General features: G+C 69.9%; 5 protein-coding genes. 4 read left to right on the top strand and 1 reads right to left on the bottom strand.

What is annotated here, in order from left to right:
• Nucleotides 1-439, bottom strand: a 439-nt coding sequence (locus ACYVK7_RS17745) for a P-loop NTPase fold protein (RefSeq protein ID WP_460889049.1), incomplete at its 3' end; no start/stop codon positions are given.
• Between the two features lie 292 nt (nucleotides 440-731).
• On the opposite strand from ACYVK7_RS17745, the gene ACYVK7_RS17740 reads away from it, so the two are divergent.
• The 4 genes from ACYVK7_RS17740 (at nucleotide 732) to ACYVK7_RS17725 (ending at nucleotide 3,637) form a co-directional block, all read left to right on the top strand.
• A complete protein-coding gene (locus ACYVK7_RS17740; RefSeq protein WP_460889048.1) occupies nucleotides 732-1,421 on the top strand; it encodes a hypothetical protein in 690 nt (229 codons plus the stop codon).
• Between the two features lie 343 nt (nucleotides 1,422-1,764).
• On the top strand, nucleotides 1,765-2,178 hold the full coding sequence (locus tag ACYVK7_RS17735; RefSeq protein WP_460889047.1) for a single-stranded DNA-binding protein: 414 nt from the start codon (nucleotides 1,765-1,767) through the stop codon (nucleotides 2,176-2,178).
• Nucleotides 2,175-3,065: a hypothetical protein gene (locus tag ACYVK7_RS17730; RefSeq protein ID WP_460889046.1), complete on the top strand. Its 891-nt coding sequence runs from the start codon at nucleotides 2,175-2,177 to the stop codon at nucleotides 3,063-3,065. Before ACYVK7_RS17735 ends, ACYVK7_RS17730 begins: the two co-directional genes overlap by 4 nt.
• Nucleotides 3,062-3,637 carry a hypothetical protein gene (locus ACYVK7_RS17725; RefSeq protein WP_460889045.1) on the top strand — a complete coding sequence of 192 codons (576 nt, stop codon included), beginning with the start codon at nucleotides 3,062-3,064 and terminating at the stop codon, nucleotides 3,635-3,637. Before ACYVK7_RS17730 ends, ACYVK7_RS17725 begins: the two co-directional genes overlap by 4 nt.
• The last annotated feature ends 21 nt before the right edge of the window (nucleotides 3,638-3,658 follow it).

Here is a 3,658-nt window from a genome sequence, read left to right as displayed (position 1 = left end):
CTTCATAGCCATGCGGATCAAACTCGCTTCCTCTGGATCCACGATCCAGTATCAGCGTGTCCACCAAACGGGGTGAAGCCCCGGCCACCGATTGGATGAAGTTTTGCTTGAGCGCTCGACCGCCGTATTTCCAGGCGTCGTAGCGGGCGACCCTGACACTCGGGTCACGTTGACGCAGCACGTCGCCCAGGGCGGCGAAGAAGCTCGACTTGCCGGAGCCCCACGAACCGAAGAGCGCGATGTTGACGGGTGGCTCCGCAGCAAGGGTCATGTCGGCAACCACGCCCACGATCGGTTCGTGATTCAGCCTGTCGTCGGATGCACGGCTCAGCGCCGCGTCACGGACGAGATCCTCAGCCATGGCGGCGGCACCCTGATGCTTGAGCCGTCCCCGAGGCGGCGCCACCTTGCCGGGACCTTTCGCGTTGGACATGGCCATTCCGGTGTGCAACTCCTCAATCGCTTCGCCAAGGCACGTGGAATACCCCGACATTTAAGACAATGCGCTGCCGACTAACAGCTCTCGTGATGCGTCCCTGCATCGAAGCGTCCCCGGATCCCGGCCGCTCCTTCGCGACTTGGGGGCTGCTTAGTAAGAGCAGCGTAGTTGGACTTCTCGTACGCATCAGGATGAAAGCGCAGCAGCCTCGGCGGCCCTAACCCGCAAGCGGACCCGGGCCCCGACCGCGGCGAGCCGGTGTACCGCAGTGTTCATGCATACACTAGAACACATGTTCGACCCCGTGGCGCCATCGACAGCCCTGGAGCGTGCTCGCGCTGCGCTTCAGTCGGTCGAGCGTCGTGTCGGGGTCGAGCACCGCGACCAGGTCGTCGAGCTCGCCCCGGCCTCCCCCGCTCCCCTGACCGAGTTGCTGCCAGACGGCGACCTGCCTACCGGGGCAGCGGTCACCGTCCGGGACTCGGCGAGCCTGATGTGCTGGCTCCTGGGTGCCACGCAGCGCGACAGGTGGGTGGCCATGGTCGGCTGGCCCGAGCTCAGCCCGCTGGCGTTGGCCGAGGCCGGCGTCGACCTGGAGCGCGTCGTCGTCGTGCCCGACGCGGGCGGCCGTACGGCCGATGTCCTCGCCGCGCTCCTGGACGGCGTTGAGATCGTCGTCCCCGGCCCCCGCGCCCGGCTCACAGCGAGCGAGCGACGTCGGCTCCTGGTCCGGGCGCGCCGGCGCGCCACCACGATCCTGTCGCCGATGCACTGGGACGGCGCAGCGTTCATGCTCGACGTCGAGCAGACCAGGTGGAGTGGCCCTGACCACGGTGACTTCTGGCTGCGCGAGGCCCGCCTGTCCGTGGTCCGCCGCTCACGCGCCGACGGCGCTGGCGCCCGCTTCGAGGTCGCCCGGGACGGCACCACCGCACCGACCGCGCTCGCCACGCGAGCCGCAGCCCGCCGCCGGGCGGGGTGACGCCGTGGTCTACGACCTCCCGTGCCTCATCAACGATCTGCCCGCGGCCGCCTTCGGAGACGTTCCGGTGAACCCCTCCTACCCCTGAGCCCCGCCGCCGCGCCGACCCGTCTGCGCAGGTCGGACCGTGCGAGCGGGGTCACGGGCACGCCATCGGGCGGAACTAAACCTTCGTCCTCGTTCCGGTCGGCCGGCACCAGCACGACGTCCCTGACATACACCCACTTGGCTGATCTATCGGATCCGCCCGGCCACCCTCATGGCTGTGGGCCGGTGCTGAGCGCGCACCTAGCAAGGGATACGGGCGCTACCCCGGCGCCCGCGACCCGAGCAGGGAGCCATCATGACGATCCCCATTCGGCAGAGCCTGGAAGGCGTGTTCCTCACCGGGCTACGGCCCGGCACCACACGATCCGGCACACCGGTGCTGCGCGCCCGCGTACGCGCCCAGCAGTGGCGGCACGAGGGCGAGACGTTCACACCCCAGGAGCCGATCACGTGCGACCTAGTCGTGTTCCACGAGTCGACCCAGCGCGCCCGGACACGGTTCCGGCCCGGTGACGCTTTCATCGCCTCGGGACACGTCAACACCTACGACGTCACCCGCGACGGGCAGACGGCGCGGCGCGAGGAGTTCGTCGCGCGCCGGCTCGGGCACGACGCCGCCCGCACCCGGTACAAGGTCACCCGCACCCGCCGCCGACTCCGTCCGGCCATCGCACCGGCTGGGCAGCCCGGTTCTGGGCGTGCGTCGTGAACGGCCCCGACGAAGCATCCGGCGCCGATCCGATCGAACCTGACCTGCCCGGCTCAGACCCACAGGACGAGCACCTGGCCATACCGGACGATGTGCCGAACGACCCCTCCCAGATCACGCTCCTGCGGATGCTCGGCTGGCGCCCCGGAGACCCATTGCCCGACGTCGAGGGCCTGGATGACGCAGTGGACGAGGTCGTCGAGGAGACCGGTCCGTTCGCCGCGAGCCTTGCAGCAGCCCGGGACCTGGACAGAGCCGCGACGGCCCCGGATGCTGACCTGCTGCTTCCGGCGGAGCCGGAGCCTGTGGTGCCGATCAACTGGAACACGTTGGACGCGGACCGGGCCGAGCAGGAGTGGTGGCAGCTGGACGCGTTCGTGTACTGGCTGCGCGACGACTTCGGTCTGACGCCGCAGGAGCTCCCGCCGATGTGGCACCGGCACCCCGAGATGGTCTGGGAGCTGTCAGCGCTGCGCACCTCATGGCTGGCCGGGCATGCCGAGGACGCCCACCCAGGGGCACCGCTGATGTGGCTGCGCGACCTGGGCGACTGCCGGCGCCGGCTACGGGACTGGGTCCAACGGTGCGGCACCACGCTGACCGAAGACCGCCCCACCCGGCTCACCACCTGGCCCGGGGAGGAAGCCGCCACCAGCCCGACCCCTGTCACGGTCACCGACCGGGCCGCGGACTTCGCCATCTTCGTCGCCGACGACATCGACCGGCGACGCCGCATCGAGGCAGAGGCGCAGGCGGAGATCGATCAGGTCCGCGCCGAGCGGGTCGGCCGGCTGCGCCGGTCCTGGGCTTTGCCCATGGCCGACACGGAGGACGTCGCACCCGACTCAGTGGCGTCCGACGTCGCGGATGAGGAGGACCGGTCATGACCACCGCATCGCACATACAGCTTGCTCGGGAACGGGCAGACATCGCTGCCGTGACCGTGCACGCTCACGCGGACGCCACCGGTGCGCACGCTCAGCTCGCGCCCATGGTCTGGGACCTGCTGCGGGGCCTGGGCGCCCCGGTCGGCGGTCGGGCGCTGGCCTTCGGCGTGGACCCGCAGGTCCTCCTGACCGGCGACCCGAACCGGCCCCAGGCTCGCGACAATGACGGGTTCCCGATCCACGATCGGTGGCAGGGCCCCGTACCGGAGGCCAAGCCGGATGCCTACCGTGACGCGTTCCCGGTCACCCGGTACCCCTTGAGGCTGGCTACCACTCGGCCGTTCGACGTCGCGGTGGCGTCGATGCCGTACAGCGACATCCACCTGCGCAGCCGTGAGGCCCGCGCGATGCGACTGCACAGCTTCCACGTCCAGGCCATCGAAGCACTGGATGGGCTGGCACCGGGCGGCCATGCCGTGTTTTTGGCCAACCACATGGTCCTGGACTACCCGGGCCTTCGCCCCGAGAAGTGGACACGTCTTCGTGTGGTCAGGCGGCCAGCCGTAGCGTAGCCGGGTCGGTTTCGTGTTCGT

It is taken from the genome of Promicromonospora xylanilytica (assembly GCF_054782895.1).
This window is presented reverse-complemented; position numbering and strand designations above follow the sequence as displayed.

Coding starts and splice junctions, on each gene's coding strand:
- ACYVK7_RS17735 (WP_460889047.1), top strand. CDS start 1,765: ATGACGATCCCCATTCGGCAGAGCCTGGAAGGCGTGTTCCTCACCGGG.
- ACYVK7_RS17740 (WP_460889048.1), top strand. CDS start 732: ATGTTCGACCCCGTGGCGCCATCGACAGCCCTGGAGCGTGCTCGCGCT.
- ACYVK7_RS17725 (WP_460889045.1), top strand. CDS start 3,062: ATGACCACCGCATCGCACATACAGCTTGCTCGGGAACGGGCAGACATC.